Source organism: Veillonella sp. 20925_1_51 (assembly GCF_041431445.1).
Lineage (GTDB): Bacteria > Bacillota > Negativicutes > Veillonellales > Veillonellaceae > Veillonella > Veillonella nakazawae.
On record NZ_JAPVXT010000006.1, the window covers coordinates 95,484 to 115,297 of the forward strand.

General features: G+C 39.6%; 24 protein-coding genes. 21 read left to right on the top strand and 3 right to left on the bottom strand.

Going from position 1 to position 19,814, the window contains the following annotated elements:
• Nucleotides 1-4: 4 nt before the first annotated feature.
• Together O3607_RS07530 and O3607_RS07535 are read left to right on the top strand one after the other, a co-directional pair.
• Entirely contained in the window at nt 5-772 is a 768-nt protein-coding gene (locus tag O3607_RS07530) for a dihydroorotate dehydrogenase electron transfer subunit (RefSeq protein ID WP_119206528.1), read from the top strand.
• A complete protein-coding gene (locus O3607_RS07535; protein ID WP_024065728.1) occupies nt 772-1,722 on the top strand; it encodes a dihydroorotate dehydrogenase in 951 nt (316 codons plus the stop codon). Before O3607_RS07530 ends, O3607_RS07535 begins: the two co-directional genes overlap by 1 nt.
• Nucleotides 1,723-1,930: 208 nt before the next feature.
• On the opposite strand, the gene O3607_RS07540 is transcribed toward O3607_RS07535, so the two are convergent.
• On the bottom strand, nt 1,931-2,821 hold the full coding sequence (locus O3607_RS07540; protein WP_060924918.1) for a LysR family transcriptional regulator: 891 nt from the start codon (nt 2,819-2,821) through the stop codon (nt 1,931-1,933).
• A 195-nt stretch (nt 2,822-3,016) separates the two neighbouring features.
• On the opposite strand from O3607_RS07540, the gene O3607_RS07545 reads away from it, so the two are divergent.
• Nucleotides 3,017-3,205: a hypothetical protein gene (locus O3607_RS07545; protein WP_024065726.1), complete on the top strand. Its 189-nt coding sequence runs from the start codon at nt 3,017-3,019 to the stop codon at nt 3,203-3,205.
• Between the two features lie 21 nt (nt 3,206-3,226).
• Here O3607_RS07545 and O3607_RS07550 read toward each other — a convergent pair whose 3' ends face one another.
• Nucleotides 3,227-3,880 (bottom strand): YigZ family protein, encoded by a 654-nt coding sequence (locus O3607_RS07550; RefSeq protein WP_024065725.1) that lies wholly within the window; start codon nt 3,878-3,880, stop codon nt 3,227-3,229.
• Between the two features lie 337 nt (nt 3,881-4,217).
• Between O3607_RS07550 and O3607_RS07555 the strand changes: the two genes are divergently transcribed.
• A complete protein-coding gene (locus O3607_RS07555; protein WP_371443645.1) occupies nt 4,218-6,392 on the top strand; it encodes a heavy metal translocating P-type ATPase in 2,175 nt (724 codons plus the stop codon).
• Nucleotides 6,393-6,583: 191 nt separating this feature from the next.
• Nucleotides 6,584-7,111: an ECF transporter S component gene (locus O3607_RS07560; RefSeq protein ID WP_005387332.1), complete on the top strand. Its 528-nt coding sequence runs from the start codon at nt 6,584-6,586 to the stop codon at nt 7,109-7,111.
• Between the two features lie 168 nt (nt 7,112-7,279).
• On the opposite strand, the gene O3607_RS07565 is transcribed toward O3607_RS07560, so the two are convergent.
• Complete coding sequence (locus O3607_RS07565) at nt 7,280-8,605, bottom strand: FAD-containing oxidoreductase (protein ID WP_005387333.1); 1,326 nt, start codon at nt 8,603-8,605, stop codon at nt 7,280-7,282.
• A gap of 233 nt (nt 8,606-8,838) precedes the next feature.
• Here O3607_RS07565 and ylxM point away from each other — a divergent pair, with 233 nt between their 5' ends.
• From ylxM to ruvA, 16 genes are all read left to right on the top strand, one after another.
• Nucleotides 8,839-9,174 (top strand): YlxM family DNA-binding protein, encoded by a 336-nt coding sequence (ylxM, locus tag O3607_RS07570; RefSeq protein ID WP_316120094.1) that lies wholly within the window; start codon nt 8,839-8,841, stop codon nt 9,172-9,174.
• A complete protein-coding gene (gene ffh, locus O3607_RS07575) occupies nt 9,164-10,516 on the top strand; it encodes a signal recognition particle protein (RefSeq protein ID WP_316120095.1) in 1,353 nt (450 codons plus the stop codon). Before ylxM ends, ffh begins: the two co-directional genes overlap by 11 nt.
• A gap of 59 nt (nt 10,517-10,575) precedes the next feature.
• Entirely contained in the window at nt 10,576-10,839 is a 264-nt protein-coding gene (gene rpsP / locus O3607_RS07580) for a 30S ribosomal protein S16 (RefSeq protein ID WP_005377914.1), read from the top strand.
• Between the two features lie 21 nt (nt 10,840-10,860).
• Nucleotides 10,861-11,088 carry a KH domain-containing protein gene (locus O3607_RS07585; protein WP_009352618.1) on the top strand — a complete coding sequence of 76 codons (228 nt, stop codon included), beginning with the start codon at nt 10,861-10,863 and terminating at the stop codon, nt 11,086-11,088.
• Nucleotides 11,089-11,102: 14 nt separating this feature from the next.
• Nucleotides 11,103-11,510: a YlqD family protein gene (locus O3607_RS07590; protein WP_105086221.1), complete on the top strand. Its 408-nt coding sequence runs from the start codon at nt 11,103-11,105 to the stop codon at nt 11,508-11,510.
• The gene (gene rimM / locus O3607_RS07595) at nt 11,510-12,007 is read left to right on the top strand and encodes a ribosome maturation factor RimM (RefSeq protein WP_060924912.1); all 498 of its coding nucleotides are present in this window, start codon (nt 11,510-11,512) and stop codon (nt 12,005-12,007) included. The genes O3607_RS07590 and rimM overlap by 1 nt, the downstream gene beginning before the upstream one ends.
• A gap of 121 nt (nt 12,008-12,128) precedes the next feature.
• Nucleotides 12,129-12,959 carry a tRNA (guanosine(37)-N1)-methyltransferase TrmD gene (trmD, locus tag O3607_RS07600; RefSeq protein ID WP_316120097.1) on the top strand — a complete coding sequence of 277 codons (831 nt, stop codon included), beginning with the start codon at nt 12,129-12,131 and terminating at the stop codon, nt 12,957-12,959.
• Nucleotides 12,956-13,609 (top strand): NAD(P)H-binding protein, encoded by a 654-nt coding sequence (locus tag O3607_RS07605; protein WP_302859026.1) that lies wholly within the window; start codon nt 12,956-12,958, stop codon nt 13,607-13,609. Before trmD ends, O3607_RS07605 begins: the two co-directional genes overlap by 4 nt.
• Nucleotides 13,610-13,685: 76 nt before the next feature.
• Nucleotides 13,686-14,756 carry a hypothetical protein gene (locus O3607_RS07610; protein ID WP_316120101.1) on the top strand — a complete coding sequence of 357 codons (1,071 nt, stop codon included), beginning with the start codon at nt 13,686-13,688 and terminating at the stop codon, nt 14,754-14,756.
• A 10-nt stretch (nt 14,757-14,766) separates the two neighbouring features.
• The gene (locus O3607_RS07615) at nt 14,767-15,198 is read left to right on the top strand and encodes a DUF350 domain-containing protein (RefSeq protein WP_285365761.1); all 432 of its coding nucleotides are present in this window, start codon (nt 14,767-14,769) and stop codon (nt 15,196-15,198) included.
• A gap of 11 nt (nt 15,199-15,209) precedes the next feature.
• Nucleotides 15,210-15,770, top strand: coding sequence for a hypothetical protein (locus tag O3607_RS07620; RefSeq protein WP_371443646.1), 561 nt, complete (start codon nt 15,210-15,212; stop codon nt 15,768-15,770).
• Nucleotides 15,771-15,784: 14 nt separating this feature from the next.
• A complete protein-coding gene (locus tag O3607_RS07625) occupies nt 15,785-17,071 on the top strand; it encodes a glutathionylspermidine synthase family protein (RefSeq protein ID WP_371443647.1) in 1,287 nt (428 codons plus the stop codon).
• 113 nt (nt 17,072-17,184) lie between these two features.
• Entirely contained in the window at nt 17,185-17,757 is a 573-nt protein-coding gene (locus tag O3607_RS07630) for an RNA methyltransferase (protein WP_129823863.1), read from the top strand.
• Nucleotides 17,758-17,766: 9 nt separating this feature from the next.
• On the top strand, nt 17,767-18,504 hold the full coding sequence (locus tag O3607_RS07635; protein ID WP_005387348.1) for a YebC/PmpR family DNA-binding transcriptional regulator: 738 nt from the start codon (nt 17,767-17,769) through the stop codon (nt 18,502-18,504).
• A 205-nt stretch (nt 18,505-18,709) separates the two neighbouring features.
• A complete protein-coding gene (gene ruvC / locus O3607_RS07640) occupies nt 18,710-19,204 on the top strand; it encodes a crossover junction endodeoxyribonuclease RuvC (protein ID WP_129823864.1) in 495 nt (164 codons plus the stop codon).
• Nucleotides 19,204-19,812, top strand: coding sequence for a Holliday junction branch migration protein RuvA (gene ruvA / locus O3607_RS07645; RefSeq protein ID WP_024066356.1), 609 nt, complete (start codon nt 19,204-19,206; stop codon nt 19,810-19,812). The genes ruvC and ruvA overlap by 1 nt, the downstream gene beginning before the upstream one ends.
• Nucleotides 19,813-19,814: the final 2 nt, after the last annotated feature.

Below are 19,814 nucleotides of genomic sequence, written 5' to 3' on the forward strand. Positions count from 1 at the left end.
AACCATGAGTGGTTATGTAGAACAGGGCGAAGTCGTTCGCAATGAGCAAATAGGCTCTGATGTGTGGATTATGGATATTCACGCACCAAAACAGGCAGCAGAAGCAAAGGTAGGACAGTTTTGTAATGTTCGCGTAGCGGACTCTACGGCGCCATTATTGCGTCGCCCTATTAGCTATGCTGGATTCGATGTACAAAAGGGGACTATTACCCTTTTGTATCGCGTCGTAGGCAAGGGGACTGAAATTATGACACGTCTCGTGCCTGGTGATACATTAGATTGTTTAGGACCTTTGGGTGAACCATTTGTAACATCTAATAATATGCTACTTGTTGGTGGTGGTGTTGGTATTGCACCGATGCTATGCATCGCGTCTCACTTGCAAAACGGTGAAGAAGCACAAGTTATTTTGGGCTTTAGAAATGAAAGTGAAACCTTCTGGGCAGACTTATTCAAAGATACGCCTGTAGAGGTACATATCACTACTGATGATGGTAGCGTAGGTACAAAAGGTTTCCCTACAGCGATCATGCCAGAACTTATTAACGCCAATACGTTCACATCTGTTATGACTTGTGGTCCTACACCGATGATGAAGGGTGTGGCAAAAGTTGCTAAAGAGCTCAATGTACCATGCCAAGTATCTCTTGAAGAACGCATGGGATGTGGTACAGGCGGTTGCTTAGGTTGCGCTTGTGATGGTGCCGGTGGCAAACGTTATAAAGTTTGTAAAGATGGTCCTGTATTCCCAGCTGAGGAGGTGTTCTTTTAATGAGTGAACGCGATTTAAATAACACCGTTACACCTAATCCAAAGCTTGCTGTAGATTATTGTGGGATTAAGATGAAAAATCCTATTATCGCTGCATCTGGTACCTTTGGTAATGGCCCTGAGTATGCTGGTTATTTAGACCTTAGTAATGAAGTAGGTGCTATTTCTGTAAAAGGATTAACGCCTAAAGGTCGTCATGGTAATCCAGGGACTCGTATTGCAGAAACACCATCTGGTGTATTAAACTGTATTGGACTTGAAAATCCAGGGGCAGAGCATTTTGTTACAGATATTTTGCCAGACCTCAAGAAATATGATGTACCATTGCTAGCAAATATGTCTGCTGGTACGGTAGAGGAATTTGCGTGGATGGCAGAAACACTATCTGTAGATGGTATTGCAGGCCTTGAAGTTAATGTATCTTGCCCAAATGTTGCCTGTGAAGGCATGGCTTTTGGTATAGATCCAAAGGTAGTAGAACAGGTAACAAAAGCGGTTCGCAAAGTAACAGATAAGCCCGTTATTGTAAAACTTTCACCAAATGTTACGGATATTGTGGAAATCGCAAAGGCTGTAGAAGCTGGTGGCGGCGATGGTGTCAGTCTCATTAATACCATTCTTGGTATGGCTATCGATATCCATCGTCGTAAACCTGTATTGGGTAATATTTATGGTGGTTTATCTGGGCCAGCTGTTAAACCGGTTGCACTTCGCATGGTGCACCAAGTATATAAAGGGGTTAATATTCCTATTATGGGCCTTGGTGGGATTATGACAGGCACTGATGCTGTTGAATTTATGATGGCTGGTGCACAAGCAGTCCAAGTTGGGGTTGCTACAATGGTAGATCCCACGGCGATTTCTCGTATTGCTCGTGAAATGGGCGATTATGTGGAACAATATAATCTAAACAGTATTACTGATATAGTAGGTGCTGTGCATCAAGGGTAGTAATAGTTTGTATCTAGTAAATGTAACGACTAAAAGTTTACTTGTGCAGCTTAAGATGGCTTACCATACATATTAAGATGACAAAGAAAAGACCTAGTACATAGTGTACTAGGTCTTTTCTTATGTATTGTATTGGTATCTAACATAGGGTAGATACCAATCGTGGAAACTGTTGATATCATAATAGTAATCATATGTAGAAATTTAATTATACATAAGCTTTATAGAAATCAATAAATTGCTGTGCTACCGGAGATAAAGCATGTCCTTTGAGGGTAATAAATGCTTTTTTGAAATCTCCAGAGAATTCTGGTAATTTAATGCGGGCCATTTTACGATGGTTAACAAGCTCTTTACCATCCATAGGAACTAAAGAGACAGTTCTACCAGAAGATGCCCATTCGATAGCAGAACTCTTAGTTGTAGTGATAGCAACGGCATTGAGTTGGTCCATATCTGTCAAGCTAGATTGCATAATCATTCGCACAGAGCCGCCGGAGAGGGATAATGGGCATTTTTTGATATCATCCCAAGTGATTGTATCATGTTCGCGGTCTATCCAGAATACATCACGACGGAAGATAGCATATAAGTGTTCTTCTTGTGTGAGAAGAATATCAAATTTGTCAGTGTCTACCATTTGGATATTAGCAATTCCTAACTCAGCATTACCATTAATCAGTTGATTAACTACATTCGTCATCAGTCCTTCATAGATTTCAAAGTGAACTGATGGATATTTCATGGAAAAGGCTGGTAAATATTGTTGTACAATTGGTGTGGAACGAGATGCAGAGGTTGCGATTCTCAACGTACCTTCAATGCGTGAATTTAACTGCTGTACCGCATTATACGTAGATTCTTCAATAGAACATAGTTGTTGGGCTTTTTCGTAGAAGATTTTACCTGCATCAGTAAGTTGTAAGTTCGATCCTCGTTGACCGCGCTTGATATTGATGAGTTGAGCCCCAAATTCAGCTTCTAAATATTTTAATTGTTTACTTAAAGCTGGTTGTGTAATATGAAGAATCTCTGCGGCCTGTGTCATATTGCCCGTTTGAACGAGGGTAATAAAATTGTGGTAGTAAGATGTATCCATAGAATCTCCCTATTATACACAAAATAAGATAAATAAAATTTATAACGAACTGAGTAATAGTAATTTCACATTTAATAAAATGGTATATATACTATAGTTATCAAGGAAAGAGAAAGAATAATGTGTTTGAAATAAACTTTCTATCCTTATCACAAATTTTTATATAATATAGTGATTAAGAAAGTAGGTACTATCATGGGCGTAGTAAAAAGAACATTAGGTAAAGCAATTCGTAATTGGGAAGCACGTAGATTAATGACTGCACATAATACAGGTCTTAGTCGTAAAAAACAACTAGAACGCGTATGGCCTCATCCATTGACTAATGAAAAACGTCACGAACTAAGTCAAGGCATAAGTGGATTAGTCCATAGTGATAACTAATTAATGTGCTCATCAGTAAGATTATTGTTCTAGCGGTAGCACCACTTCAATAGAATCTAATATAGTACAAGTAGCAGCTCCATGACTCATGTCTTGGAGCTCTTTTTGTATGCGCTCTACATCAGTAGGAGGTACTAAGATAGTAATATCTACATGTTCGCCAAAACTTGCTTCATAATGTAGTTTTTGATCTTGCACATATCTTTCTATAGCCCCATACAAGGAATAGTCGATGGTAGCCTGCAACTGAGTTCGTGTTGTGTGTAGTTCTTTAGGGGCAAGACGTAAAGTTTCTGCAACGGAGTGTGAATATGCACGAATCAAACCACCTGCGCCTAGCTTAATACCTCCAAAATAGCGCGTTACTACGACGGCTACATTGGTAATACCTGTTTTTTTGAGTACTTCTAACATAGGTTTACCAGCGGTACCAGAAGGCTCACCATTGTCAGAAGAGCGTTGTTGCTCTTGCTTTGGTCCTAATGCAAAGGCCGTACAGTTGTGGCGGGCATCCCAAAATTCTTTGTTGATGCGGTTAATAAAAGCCTGCGCCTCCTCTTCTGTAGAACAAGGATATATTGTTGTGATAAAACGCGATTTCTCCACAACATATTCGTGGCGAAACTCCTTCGCTACCGAAGTGAATTCTACTATAGGGCTTATTGATTCACACATAGTTTCACCTCCTTTGGAATCAAAGTTTATGTTTATTCATCATCACTTTATTATAATCTATTTATGAATGTTGTGTATAGGTGGGGAGATGTTAAATCCCCTATAAAAAAGGAATAGTCCTCTAGATTTGGTAGGATATTGACGTAATGATAATTTATGTTATTATTGATTATAGACCTATGAATGAATACTCATGTAAAAGTGTTCATATATTAAATGATACGTGTTTATAAAGTATTCTGTTAGCGATGTATGATATATCTACTATAAGTTTCTGACTTATATAGATATATAGGAACATATATCTTTGAAGATTATGTTAGAAAGAAGTGATACTATGAGCAAGAAGAAACAAGAGTTTGATATTACAGGTATGCACTGTGCTGCTTGTGTAAAGCGCGTTGAAAACGTCGTTTCTAAGATCGATGGCGTAGAATCTGTAAAGGTTAATCTACTCACTCGAAAGGGGAGTGTAGAATACAAAGATAGCTCTACTGTAGAGCCACAACAAATTATCGATGCCATTACGAATATTGGTTTCGGTGCTACGGAAGCAGATGAAACGAAGCAAGAAATAGAAAAGGTTAATTTAAAACCTCATATTACGCGTCTTATCATTGCTGCTTGTATGGCCGTACCGATGATGATTAACATGACATTACATCGTTTTGGCATTCAAGCCTTGCCAGTATGGGTAGAGTTCATTCTTGCTACCATTGCTCAGTTCGGCCCTGGCCTTATGTTCTATAAGAGTGCGTGGAGTGCGGTAAAGAATGGCGCCCTTACCATGGATGTTCTCGTTGTAATGGGTACGACTGTTGCCTATCTATTCAGTATTTATAATTGGCAGTTCCATCCAGAACTTGGGCCTCATGGCATTTACTTTGAAACCTCAGCTTGGCTCATTACATTCATTCTTCTTGGCAAACTTTTAGAGGAAATTGCTAAGGGGCGTACCTCTGAAGCACTTCAAAAATTGATTGCCTTACAACCTGCAACAGCTCATGTATTGCGTGACGGTGAGTTCGTAGATATTCCTACATCTAAGGTTGTAGCAGGTGATATTTTACAAGTTCGTGCAGGCGAAAAAATCCCTGTGGATGGTACAATTACTGACGGCTATTCTACTGTAGATGAAGCTATGCTTACCGGTGAAAGTTTGCCTGTAGAAAAACAAGTAGGCTCCGAGGTAATTGGGGCGACTATTAACTTGAGCGGTGCTTTCACAATGGAAGCAAAACGTATCGGCTCCGATACAATGCTCTCTCAAATCATTAAAGTCGTAGAGGAAGCTCAAACCTCTAAAGCAAGTATTCAACGTATTGCAGATATCGTTGCTCAATATTTTGTGCCTATTGTTATTGGCCTCGCTGTATTGACTGGCCTTGTATGGTATTTTATTGTAGGCGATTCTGTTAATGTAGCTCTCATTAATGCTACAGCAGTGCTTGTTATTGCTTGTCCTTGTGCACTTGGACTTGCTACACCAACATCTATTATGGTAGGCTCTGGCTTAGGTGCGGAGCATGGTGTTCTCATCAAGAGTGCAGAATATCTTGAAAAAGCTGGTAAACTCGATGCCATCGTTATGGATAAAACTGGCACTCTTACACAAGGTGTTCTCGATGTAACGGCTTTCAAAAACTATAATGGTGATGAAAGTAGAAATATGTCCCTTATGATGGCCCTTGAAAGTGGTACATCGCATCCGATTGCAAAAGCTATGGTCTACTACGGTGAAGATCATGGTTATAAAGGTAAAGCGGTAGAGCTTGAAAGCTTCGGTGATGTACCTGGTAAAGGTTTACAAGGGGCATATCAAGGTGTATCTGTACAACTTGGTCATAGCCGTTGGATGTCTGAATTAGGTTATGATCTAAGTGCCGTCCAAGACGATATTCTACACTATGAAGAACAAGGTGCTTCCGTGTCTGTTCTCGCTGTAGATGGTGTGATCAGTGCATTATGGGCTGTAGAGGATGAATTGCGTCCAGAAACTATTGAGGTGGTAAAAGAATTACAGTCTCAAGGTATCGATGTGTGGATGCTTACCGGTGATAATCGCCGTACAGCTCAATATATTGCTAAACAAGCAGGTATTACTCACGTTATTGCAGAAGTCTTGCCTCAAGATAAAGCTAGCAAGGTAAAAGAGTTACAAGATAAAGGTCTGGTAGTGGGCATGGTTGGTGATGGTATCAATGATGCACCAGCTCTTGTAACGGCAGATATTGGTTTTGCTATCGGCAGTGGTACAGATATTGCCGTAGAGGCAGCAGATATTGTTCTTGTAAGAAATGATTTACACACACTAGTACAAGCAGTACGCCTCAGTCGTAAGACTATGACTAATATTAAACAAAATCTATTCTGGGCATTGATCTTTAACTGCATTGGTATTCCATTGGCTGCCATCGGTGCATTAAATCCTATGATTGCAGGTACAGCGATGGCATTCAGTTCCGTTACAGTTGTGGGTAACTCCCTTCGCTTGAAACGAGCTAAGATTTAATTTAACTTGTATCTTATAACACATAATATTTGATAGAGTTGATTAAAGTTTATAAAGCACCTATACCATGGTATAGGTGCTTTATTTTAAATCTGACTATATATTTAAATCCTATGAAATTAGTGTTTTTAGACAGAGTGAGATTTGTTATACTAAATATAGTTATTCAGCTAAAAGAGAGGAGCTAGATTATGAAATTAAAGACGCGCGATATTGTATATATCGGATTTATTGCTGCCTTATGTGCAGTAGCAACAACAATTCGCATCGAAATACCGGGTGGTGCAATGGTTCACTTAGGATCTGCTGCATTATTTACATCATCCATTCTATTTGGTGGTTTATATGGTGGTTTAGGAGCGGCGATTGGCTCCGCATTATTTGATCTTTTTGGTGGTCATACACAGTATATTGTATTCTCGTTCTTTATTAAAGGTATTGCGGGCCTTATTGTTGGCGGTATGACAGCAGGCTATTTGCCACCATCCATTACAAAGCCAACAGCATCCTTTACACGTATTTTGAGTGCTTTAATTATTGGCACAATTTGGACTGCCTTTGGTTATTTCCTTGCATGGTGGTTTGTTCTTGAAAGTGCAGCCGTAGCAGCTAGTAAAATTCAATATTCTTTGATTACAAGTGCAGCTGGTATTGTGGTAGCTATCGTATTGACACCTAAATTGCAATCTGTAGTTCGTAGATTATTTACAAAGAACTAAATAGAGTAACTAATGATAAATTACTAAAAACTATATATTGCTAACTAATAACTAATAATCCAAAATTGATCATTAGGCATAAATAAAAGAGTCTCCCTTAACTTATGTATTCAAGTTAAAGGAGACTCTTTTATTTATTATATTAGATTATGTAGTTACTATTCTTACCTAGAAATTACAGAGATCATTTAAATTTTCTGCCATTGTAGGATGTGTGAAGATTTGGTTCTTGAAATATGTATACGGAATGTTGTTATCCATAGCTACTTTAATCATGTTAATCAATTCTTCGGCACTTTGGGAATAGAGTGTAGCACCGAGGATTAAATTGCTTTCCGCATCTACCACAATTTTGAAAGCCCCTTTAAGGTTGTCATTTACATGAGCCCTTGGCATAGTGGCTACAAGCATTTCCTTCGTTTTAACAGTGTAACCTTTATTAATAGCATCCTCTTCTGTAAGACCAACACGAGCGAGTGGAGGTGTTAAGAAGGTGGTGTAAGGAATGTTTTTGCGATCTTTTAATGTATAGTGACCATTACCTGTAAGTGCACCAAATACGATGCGGAAGTCATCGAGAGAAATGTAGGTAAATTGCGGACCACCGTTTACATCGCCTACAGCATATACACCTGGAACGGAGCTTTCACAAGTATCATTTACTACGATTGCACCGCGTTCATTAGTAGTAATATCCGTGTTTTCTAAACCAATATTTGTAGTATTCGGTCTGCGACCTGTAGCATAGAGAACAGCATCAAAGGTATAGTTTTGACCATCTGCAGTGATAACAGGTTTGTTGCCATCATTAGATACAGAGTTTAATGTTACATCATTAAGAATAGTGATGCCTTGCTCAGTCAAGTATTCATTAGCTAATTCTTGTACAATCGGTTCCTCCCGTTTTAAGATGCCAGATTCAATATTAAATACGGTTACCTTTGTACCTAGTTTAGCGTATAGGCTAGCGAATTCAAGGCCGATAGGGCCAGCACCAATGACGCCTAGTGTACTTGGTTGAGAGGATAATTGTTGAATTTCTGTGCTATTATAGAAGCCTGTTGCGGTGTCGATGCCATCAATATTAGGCTTAATCGCTACAGCACCAGTGTTAATAATAATTGTTTCACCACATAAGACGATTTTATCTTCCCCAGCGGTAACGGCGATTTCTTTATTACTAATGAATTCACCATGTCCAGTATATACATCGACATGTTCATTTGTGTCTAACATACCGAAGTTTTTATTGCGTAAACGAGATGTAACTACCTCGCGTTGGTTTAATACTTGCTCGTAAGATAAGCCTTTTGATGCGGCTATAATCATCGTTTTAGTTGGGATACATGCAATATTAATACATGTGCCACCATACATAAGTGGGTTTTCTTCAATCATAGCTACAGATTTGCCCATAGAGCCAAATTTAGCTGCTAATGTTTTACCGGCTTTGCCGAAACCTAGAACGATAAGGTCATATTGTTTGGTATTCATAAAATACCTCCTGTCTTTATATTGAAAATATTAGATATCTATATTATAGCACTTTATTACAGATATAAAAGTAAAAAATAAAATTTATTATCATTAAAGTAATTATCTTAAGAACATAAAAGTAGTTGAGTACAAGACCATAATTATGTGTTAAGTATTTCTACTTGACACATCTTTTTTTATGCTGTAGTATATGTAAAGTAATATGACTTGACAGTGATGGAGGTGGCGAAATGGAAGAACGAGTACTTATAAGTTTGCTCTTAGATTTCTATGGGCCATTATTGACGGACAAGCAACGCATGTCCTTACAACTTCACCACGAAGACGATATGTCCCTTGGCGAGATTGCCGAGGAATTAGGTGTATCACGGCAGGCTGTATATGATAATTTACAGCGTGCTCGACATATTTTAAACGATTACGAATCTAAATTACACTTGGTAGCACAATATGAACAGCGTGAAGGTTTGCTTTCACAGTTGAAAGAGAACTTGCCTGAAGAGGTGTTAGCTGAAACCAAGGTACAAAAAGTATTGGCGCAAATGGAGGGATATTATGGCATTTGATAGCTTGTCAGAAAAACTGCAAGAAGCCTTTCAGTCCTTGAAAGGGAAAGGCAAAATTACAGAAGATGATGTCAATCTTGCGTTGCGTCAAGTACGTACAGCACTATTAGAAGCGGACGTTAACTTTATGGTTGCGAAGGACTTTGTGAAGTCCATTAAGGAAAAGGCCCTCGGTGAAGAGGTATTCGGTTCTTTAAATCCAGCACAAACGGTTATTAAAATCGTAAATGATGAGTTAACAGCCTTATTGGGTGGTACACAAAGTCGCATCATGATTTCCAGCAAGCCACCAACAATTATTATGCTTGTTGGTTTACAAGGTGCTGGTAAGACTACAACAGCTGGTAAATTGGCAGTATACCTTCGCAAACAAGGTAAACATCCAATGCTCGTAGCTGCCGACGTATATCGTCCAGCTGCGATTACTCAATTGCAAGTTGTAGGTAAGCAAATCGACATTCCTGTATTTGCTGATGAAACACCTGGCGCTAATCCAGTAGACATTGCGCGTCGCGCCGTAGAGCAAAGCACGCATATGTTGAAAGATGTTGTTATCATCGATACAGCTGGTCGCTTGGCTATTGACGAAGTTCTCATGGACGAGTTAGCCAACATCAAAGCAGCTGTTCGACCTCATGAAATTTTACTCGTTGTAGACTCCATGATTGGTCAAGATGCGGTAACAACAGCACAAACATTTAATGAAAAATTAGGCGTTGATGGTGTTATCCTTACTAAACTCGATGGTGATGCGCGCGGTGGTGCGGCGTTATCCATCAAAGCTGTAACAGGTTTGCCAATCAAGTTCACTGGTGTGAGCGAAAAAATGGATGGTTTCGATGTATTCTATCCAGACCGTATGGCTTCTCGTATTCTCGACTTGGGTGACTTTAAAACATTGATTGAAAATGTTCAAGGCGCTATCGATGAAGAAGAAGCTCGTGAAATGGCTAAAAAAATGGCGAAAAACAATTTCACCTTGGATGATTTCTTGAAACAGATGAATCAGGTAAGAAAGTTAGGGCCATTACAAAATATTATTGGTATGTTGCCAGGCATGGGACAAATTAAGGATCAATTGAAAGACCTTGATTTGAACAGTAAAGAGGTGCGCCGCATTGAGGCCATCATTACATCTATGACGGCAGCAGAGCGAGAAAATCCAAATATTCTTAATGGTTCTCGCCGCAAGCGTATTGCATTAGGCTCTGGTACTCAGGTACAAGATGTAAATCGCTTGTTGAAACAATTTGAGGAAGCGCGGAAGATGATGAAGCGCATGCAAGGTTTACGTGGCGGTAAGGGCGGCTTCCCAGGAATGCCTAAATTACCGTTTATGTAATACATGGGCAGGGGCGCTGAACCTGTCCACCTATATCAGTATAAGGAGGTGAATTTCACATGTTAAAAATTCGTTTGACTCGTTTAGGTGCTAAAAAAGCTCCTTTCTACCGTATCGTTGTTGCTGACTCACGTGCTCCACGTGAAGGTCGTCCTGTTGACACTATTGGTCAATATGATGCTACTAAACAACCAGCTATCGTTAATGTAGACGAAGAAAAAGCTTTGGCTTGGTTAGCTAAAGGTGCTCAGCCTACTGACACTGTTCGCTCCTTGTTCAAAAAACAAGGCGTTATGCAAAAATTTGCTGACGCTAAAAAGTAATTAATAGAGAGGCATACTGTGATGATAGAATTAATTTCATTAATTGCGAAATCATTAGTGAAGCAGCCTGATGCCGTATCTGTTACCATGGTCCAAAAGGGGAATATGGAGGTTTACGAACTTCACGTAGCCCCAGAGGATATGGGCAAAGTCATCGGAAAGCAAGGACGAATTGCGAAAGCGATTCGCGCTGTGGTGAAAGCGGCGGCTATTAAAGAGAACAAAAAGATATCTGTCGATATTGTCTAAAAGGGAGTATTCCAATGGAAGAAATGACATTACGTGTCCCTGTAGCAGTAAAAGCAAAAGTAACAGAAGACTTGAAAGCGAAAATTGTATCCGATCTTGAAACTCGCCTTGATATGGTGAATAAAGATTTGGAAGCAATTGAGTTCCAAGCTCAACGTATTTTGGCTGATGCGGCTAAAGTTGATGCTACAAGTCTTACTGCGATTCGTCAACAAATCGACGAAGAGAAAAATAAACGCTTGGCTTTCAAAGAAGAAGTAACAGCTAAATTGAAAGATGCTCAAGAATTGTCTTTGGGAACTGAAATTCCTCAAGGCACATTAGAGCAAACAGTTACCGTTAAAATCGGGGATAATTTGGATGCCATGATGGGCGCTGAAATCCTATTAGAAGACGGTAAAATCGTTGCGTTTCGTCAATAATGAAGCATAACGATTTCATCACAATAGGTGTTATCATCGCCCCGCACGGCGTGCGGGGTGATCTTCGTATTATGCCTAGAACCGATTTTCCAGAACGGTTCATGCATATGGATGCCTGTTACATCGATGGTAAAGAATACCACGTTGCATCCGCACGATTTCATAAACAATTTGTACTAGCATCCTTTAAGGAAATCCCTGATCGCAACGCGGCTGAATTATTCGCTAAGAAAGAGATTCAAGTACGTCGTGAAGATTTGGTAGAATTACCAGAAGGTCGCTACTACATCTTTGATATCATTGGTCTTGAAGTACAAGATACAAAGGGAAATGTGCTTGGCACAGTGACTGATGTATTGCAACCTGGTGCTAATGATGTCTATGTGGTTTCCAAAGATGGGGAACCAGATCAATTATTTGCAGCCATTGAAGAGGTCGTTAAAGACATCGATGTGGAGAATAAATTGATGATCGTAGATCCGCCTGAATGGATATAATCCTTTAGGCGGTTTTATTTTTATCTAAATATAGGTATATTATGGTAAAAGTTATATAATATAGCTATATATAGATAATGCTAATGAGTTTATGTGAGTTAATAAGTACAGAGGACGGTCTATGCGTATCGATATCGTATCTTTATTTCCTGAGTTTTTTGATGCTTTTTTTAGTCATTCCATCATAAAACGGGCTATCGAAGCGGAACGCTTATCTATGGGCGTAACTAACCCTCGGGACTTTAGTCATAATAAACATGGTCAAGTAGATGATACGCCGTATGGTGGTGGTGCGGGTATGCTCATGATGGCACCTCCCATCTTTGAAGCCGTAGAATCTGTTATTGCTCAATATGATAGCGAAACTAATAGCGCCTATTCTACAGATGAGATATGTGATGAAATGAGCCTTATTGGTAATCCTAGTGAAAGTATACGACGTCGTGTTATTTTTATGGGCCCTACAGGTCAACCTTTTACACAAGAAAAGGCTCGTGAACTAGCGACGTACGATCAATTGGTGCTCATTTGTGGTCATTATGAAGGTGTAGACTATCGTGTAGAGGAACATTTAGTAGATGAAACTATTTCAATTGGCGACTATGTGTTAACAGGTGGCGAGTTGCCTGCTATGGTAGTAGCTGATGCGGTGGCTCGTATGATTCCCGGTGTATTAGGCGCAGCTAGTGGGGCCCAAGAGGATTCCTTTTATGAGCCTCTTTTAGAATGCCCACAATATACAAAACCACCAGAATTTAGAGGTTGGACTGTACCAGATGTATTACGCAGTGGTCATCATAAAAATATTGCTGCATGGCGTCAAAAAGAAGCACTAAAACGGACACGATTATTGAGGCCCGATTTATTGGAACGACCATTAACAAAAGAGGAAATTAAACTGTTAAAAGAAATTACTGCTGAAGAGTCTGAAAGAGATATAGGTGAAGTATGAAAGCTTTAGTATTAGGTGCTACTGGTGCAGTTGGTCGCCATATTGTAGAATCATTGATTGACAATCATGAAATTCAAGAAATTCATGTATTTGTACGTCGTCAAGTTACGTATACATCTCCAAAGGTAATCGTTCATATCGTCAATTTTGATGAACCTCGTGAATGGGCACACCTAGTAACAGGGGATATTTTGTTCTCCGCTATGGGCACAAACCGTAAACAAGCAGGCTCTAAAGAAGCACAATGGACAGTCGATTATACCTACCAGTACGAAATGGCTCGCATTGCAGCTCAAAATGGAGTAAAAAAATATGGATTAGTCTCCTCTTTAGGGGCAAACCCAAAATCGAAATTCTTTTATATGTCCATGAAAGGACAATTGGAAGAGGTCATCTTAGAACTTCCATTTGAAGCGATTGTTATTGTTCGTCCAGCTACCTTGATTCGAGAAGAACCTAAATTGGTAGAGCGTATTAGCTGTGCTGTATTGGGGGTCATTAATAAAGCACGTGTATTAATGAGTCAAGAGCCTGTAAAAACTGCTGATGTAGCTAAGGTGCTTGTAACAGCTACTATGGGGCAACAATATGGTATTTCTATTATTGAAAATAAAACGATTCATGAACGTATAGGCTACTTTAAAGCTTAATTTCATTAAATCCCGTTTAGGAGAGAGAGTAGTTTAGATGCGTAAATAGGTTATTGCTACTCTAACGAGGTTGTTTATGGAGTTTAATTGTTACGATGTCCTTGAGGTTCAGGGCAGCCGTTATATAATAACTGAAAAAATTAAATATAATGAGATTATTCCAAAAGCTGATCAGGAACAAGCCTATAAGGCTAAACCATCTATGCAAAAGTCTCCTGGTGATTATTGGCATGAATATGGCCTAGAGGCTGTTGAGGGAACTGATAAAATATGGGTTACCATCGAGTACAATGATAATGCGTGGTGCACTGTATCTAGAACATCCTATCGTAAGCGTGCGCCGAAAGGCTTTACATTACATCAAATCGGTTTGGAAAAGGTTGTAGACGTAGATGGTGATAGTGGTGCGTCCGTAGGTGATCGAGCTGGGTATAAGGAATATCAATTGCCCTGTGAAGGCGGCGCTAGCGTATTCTTTGAAGAAAATTGGTTCAAAGGTGAAAAAATGTTTGCCGAAGGATCACGAGTGCCCTTGGTGAATATTCGTCTTTGTAATGATGCAGCCGCTCAAGCTATTAAGAAAAAGATGCGTAACAAATCAATGAAAAAGAGGTTTGGAGCTATTGCTGGTGGCGTGGGGTATGGTGTACTATTTTTACTATTTCTATTTTGGTCGGACAATGATTTGTCTTGGCATAGTATACGCGCTATGTTTGGAGTGCCTTACACGGCAAAAGAACATATGCATGACACATCTGCATATTATACAAAAACGGATTCGGATAGCGACTATGTATACACGTCTACACTAGATCCTGTTAGTACCGCATTAGATTTGATTGATTCTGTGAATGGTGATATTAACAATGAGCGGGATAACTTAGAAGAGGGCCATGAAGTTATTGTCTTTTATTCGGGGGACTTGGTGTATCTCATCACTAATACGGATGGACAGACTAAGGTTAAGGTATGTGAACAATCAAAATTAACACAAGAGGATTGGAAAATTATTGATCGTACAGTAATCAGCTCTCATATACTTGATAACTATGCGACTATAGTTCGCCTACGGGATAAGACGGGACGCGAACGATTGTATCCTACTGAAGGTTCTGGTAACACATCCAATACAAAATTATATTATTAGGAGGCTTATTATGATTTATATGCCAGATGTATTATTGACGATTTTTTATGCTTGTTTTGGAATTTTCTTAATGTTAACTGCCAACACGGTTATCGATTTCTTCGTGCCTGGTAAATTTAGTGAAGAAATCAAACGTGGTAACTGTGCTGTAGCATGGCTATCTGCAGGTTCCTTTATCGGTATTGGTGAAATATTGCGTGCTGTTATCATGTCTCCTGTAGTTACTACAGCAGATACATCTTTATTGCACGGTGTAGTAGCAAGTGTTGTTTATGCTATTCTTGGTATTGTACTATTTGTAACAGGCTATATGTTTATTAATTTATGGCATCGTAAATATAATTTATCTGAAGAGATTATGCGTGGTAATACAGCTGCAGGTATTCTCGTATTTGGTATCTTTGTAGGTCTTGCTCTCGTTGTTAGTGGTGCTGTGCACTAAGGGAGTGTCCTATGTATAAGCCAAGTAAGAAAACTATATACATAACGAGTGCCTTTGCCGCTGTGGCGGGCATCGTTGGTGTGTCTTCATACTGGAATGACATCGCTTATGCCGTATGTGATAAAATCTACCCGGAAGCAAATGATGGGGAAGTTCGATTAAAGGATAATCAAGGTAACCGCTATTCTTTATTGAATCATGGCGATGGTAAAGAGACCGCCTTGTATGATGACAATCGGTCTGTTACCTTTCACCGTGATACTAGTGGTAATTTAGTATGGGATGCAGGGCTAGCAGGACTTTTGCCTAGTATTGCAGCAGGCTACTATATTTTTCATGGATTTAATCCTCCTACGGCACGTATGGATGGACGAACTATGACCAATCGTGTGGCAGCACCTTTGAAACCCTATGAGGAGCCTAATGTATATACAACCACAGGCTCTAATACGCATGGTACGTTGGGGCGACGTACTTATCAAGACTATGAGAAGCGAAGAAGTCAAAGAGCCTCTTCTATAGGTCAAAAGTCGGGCTTTGGTAGTGCTGGTTCACGCTCTGGTGGCTCGTGATGGGAGGCGGTACTATGCAATCCTATATTGATGAGTTAGATACGGGCATACTGCCTTTTGTAGATTATGAAGGATATGACGATCGATATCCAACGCTTTCAGTACAATCTTTTCCAGCTGAGTTTTACGATGAAATACGACATGCATCTCGTATGTTATTCCAAATATTTTATAAGGCTACTAAAGTCTTTCAGCAGGCACCTGATGAGTTCGCCCTCAATATGGATATGCCGGAGAATCTGATTCCTTATCTTCACCGAGGGAACCCGTTAGGCCTACCTACGTGGCTGTCTCGCTTTGATTTTGTTCTCGATACACAGGGGCGATTGCGCATGGTGGAAATTAATGCGGATACCCCTTGTTTTTTGATTGAAAGTTATTATGCTAATGAGGTAGGCGCCCGTTATTTTGATAAAGAGCATCCAAATGAAGGGGCTAGGGATGAGCTAGAACGTTTTTTGAAACGTGTTTATGAACGCACTTCTCAGGAAAATAGTAAATATAATACGGTAAAGAATGGTGAAGCGAATCCATTTGTGTTTGCTTGCTTTCATGATTATTTAGAAGATTTAGGAACCACTAAGTTTTTAATGAATACGATGAAATCCGCATGTCCTGAAGCGGATGTACGATTCTTATCATTTTATGATATGGTCATTGATGATGAAGGGATTTTACTTCCCGATGGCAGTCATGCATCAAACCTATATCGTTTGCATCCCATGGAATTGTTAATCGATGAGACGACGGCAACGGGAGAACCGTTAGGTGAAATGTTCTTAGATTTATATAATGAGGGGCGGTTTAATTTATTTAATCCTCCAGAAGCGATCATTTTGCAAAATAAGTCATTTATGTCCTTGGTGTATGCCTTATACTTAACTAATCAATTTTTTACAGGTCCTGAGCGAGATATTATTGAACGTTATTTGACTCCGTCCTATTTTGAAAGTGATTTTCCTAACCTCGATGAGGGTCTTTATATTCAAAAGGAAATCTGGGGTCGTGAGGGGCGTAATATACAAGTCGTAGAAAAACATGGGGATCAAGCAAAGGTCTTTATGGAAAAGTTTGTAGATAATTATGATGACATTGTTTGTCGTGATAGTAAGAAGGTTATGTACCAAGATTTTATTAAGCAAAAACGTTTTATTCACACCGTAGATAGTGGTACAAAAGAAGGGTGCTTGACGCTGTCTTGTTTTATGTTTGGGGACCAAGCCTCTGCTGTGGGAGCCCGTTTCTCTCCTGAAGAAATTGCTGGTACAGAAGCCTATTTTTTACCTTTAGTTATTGATTAAAAACTATGTAGAATGATTAATGGTACATAAATTATAGGGTGAGAAACATAAAGTTGTAAGGCTAGTATTACTATTATTTATATTTGTTGTTAGGGTATAGGAGATATAAGGCATTGGCTAACTTATATATTGGACTCGTTCATTATCCAATTATGAATAAGCATAAAGATGTGATAACGACGGCCATTACCAATTATGATATTCACGATATTGCACGCGCATCTATCACCTATGATGTATCTAAATATTTTGTGATTCATAATATACCGGCTCAACGAGAATTAGCAGCTACCATTATGGAGCATTGGAAGTCAGGCTTTGGTAGTACCTATAATCCGGACAGAAAAGATGCTTTCACCGGTGTAGAACTGGTGAACTCTATTGCTGTTGCGGTGCGTACTATTGAGGATCTGGAAAAGGTAAAACCTATCGTAGCAACTACCGATGCTAGAACTTATGATAATACAATTTCCTATGCACGGATGCGTGAACACCTTGAAAATGAGGGCCGCCCTGTGTTAGTATTATTTGGTACCGGTTATGGTATGACAAAAGAAACGATGGAAAGCTTTGACTATATTTTAGAACCTATATATGGCCATGGTGAATACAATCATTTATCTGTGCGTAGTGCCGTTTCAATCATTTTAGATCGATTGCGGGGCGAGGCATGGTGGAATAAATAGGAGGCGTCTATGTCAGGACATTCAAAATGGGCAAATATTAAACATAAAAAAGGCAAAACTGATGCTTTGAAGGCTAAACTAGCTACAAAAATCGGTCGCGAAATTACTGTTGCAGCACGCATGGGTGGTGCCGATCCAACAGGTAATATGCGTTTGAAATTGGCTTTGCAAAAAGCTCGTGAAAACAATATTCCTAAGGATAATATTCAACGTGCCATCGATAAAGGCGTTGGTGCTACGGATATGAACGCATACGAAGAAATCGTATATGAAGGGTATGGTCCAGCTGGTGTGGCTGTTACTGTAGAGGTTATGACGGATAATCGTAACCGTGCGGCTGCCGATGTACGCCATGCATTCTCTAAACAAGGTGGTAACCTTGGTGAAAGCGGTTGCGTAGGTTGGATGTTTAAATCTAAAGGCGTATTCGTTATCGATAAAGAAGGTCATGACGAAGATGAATTGACTATGTTAGCTCTTGAAGCGGGCGCAGAAGACCTTAAGTCCGAAGACGATGTATTTGAAATTTATACTACTCCTGAAGATTATGATGCGGTAGAAGCAGCTCTTGCTGATGCGGGCATTGAAACAGAAGTAGCGAAAATCACAATGATTCCAGATACTACAATTGAATTGACTGGCGATGATGCTGTAAAAATGCAAAAAATGCTCGACGTATTGGATGATCTTGATGATGTACAAAACGTATATCACAACGGTATTTTGCCAGACGACGAAGAAGAATAATATTAAGGAGTACTCTGAGGGGTGCTCCTTTTTTATTGATTCATGAAATTTAGAGTTTCTGTAAATGTTAAGAATACTAATAGATTTCTTATAAATTTTATATTGGAATTCATGAAATTCGATGTGGTATTGTGCTATAATAAAATAGATTATGTAATGGAGGTAGGCGACAGCTTATCTCATTTTTAAACTAAGGTGGGTTGAGGTGCGAATAATAGGTATTGACCCAGGCACGGCTATATGCGGGTATGGCATTATTGACGTGAAGGGTAGCAAGTTAACGCCAGTAGCCTTTGGGGCTATTACCACTCCTAAGGAATTAACTGATTCACAACGGTTAGAAATTTTATTTAATGATCTAAGTGATATTCTAGAGGAATTTAAGCCGGATAAGTTCGGCGTAGAGGAATTGTTCTTCAATCGCAACGTAACGACGGCGATTAAGGTTGGTCAAGCTCGAGGTGTTATCTTGTTAGCGGCTGAGCAGCAACGAATTCCTATCTATGAATATACACCGCTACAAATTAAACAGGCTGTTACTGGTTATGGTAAGGCTGATAAGAATCAGGTTATTTACATGACCATGAATATTTTGGGGATTCGTGAGAAAATTAAGCCCGATGATACGGCAGATGCATTAGCTGTTGCTATCTGTACGGCCCATAGTTCTCACAATGATAGATTGAAGAGGTTGGTATAATGATAGGGTATGTACGGGGCATCGTAACACATCTCTTTAAAGAGTCTTGCTATGTAGATGTACATGGCGTAGGGTATCGCGTATATGTGCCGACCACTACGCGTCAACAATTGATAGAAGGCCATGAGGCAACGTTATTCACGTATCTCAATGTGCGTGAAGATGCGATGCAACTCTATGGCTTTTGGACGGAAGAGGAATATGAGCTATTTATTCTACTCATTTCTGTTTCCGGTATAGGGCCTAAGGTGGGGTTAGGTATTTTGTCTGGCATGACACCGGAGGCTTTCAAATTAGCAGTTATTAATGGCCAAGTTCAGCAATTAACTAAATTGCCTGGCATTGGTAAGAAGTCCGCAGAGCGACTTGTTCTTGAATTAAAGGATAAGTTAGCTAAAATGACACATATCTCTACGGAGTCACCGGCGGTGATTCAGCCAATTGGAGTTACTGCAAGTGGAGCTACAGGAGAGGCTATTGAAGCTCTTGTATCATTAGGATATTCCGAGCGAGATGTGGCCGGTATTGTGGAGTCTTTAGATGATGGTAAACGCGATATATCTGAGTTGATTAAGGTCAGCTTGATTGAACTTGGGAAAGGACGATAAGG